Genomic DNA, 399 nt, shown 5'->3' on the forward strand with positions numbered 1-399 from the left:
AAATTAATATCGTCAGCCTCATCAAAGCGCACTTGCGGGGAAGTCGATGTCGAGTTTTTAATTCGGATCTAAAGGTCAATATTCTTGATACCTCTAACTATACTTATCCTGATTTGAGTGTGACTTGTGACGATCGCGATCGTGAGCATACACAATACATTACCTATCCCTGTCTAATTGTCGAGGTTTTATCCCCCAGCACTGAGGCTTATGACCGGGGCAAGAAGTTTGAAATGTACCGCCAAAATCAGAATTTGGTGGATTATTTATTAGCCAGTTCGGAGGAGATTGCGATCGATATGTATCACCAAAACGAGGCGGGGGATTGGTTAATTCTGAGCTATCGACCGGGCGATGTTGTCGAGCTAAAAAGTATTGGATTAAGTGTGCCGATAGAGG

The 399-nt window shown here is 43.4% G+C and carries 1 protein-coding gene; it reads left to right on the forward strand.

Annotation, left to right across the window (positions count from 1 at the left end; all coding sequences use genetic code 11):
• A partial coding sequence (locus B9T16_RS29485; protein WP_410246479.1) for a Uma2 family endonuclease occupies positions 1–399 on the forward strand: 399 nt, incomplete at both ends.

Source organism: Arthrospira sp. PCC 8006 (assembly GCF_046480465.1).
Lineage (GTDB): Bacteria > Cyanobacteriota > Cyanobacteriia > Cyanobacteriales > Microcoleaceae > Limnospira > Limnospira platensis.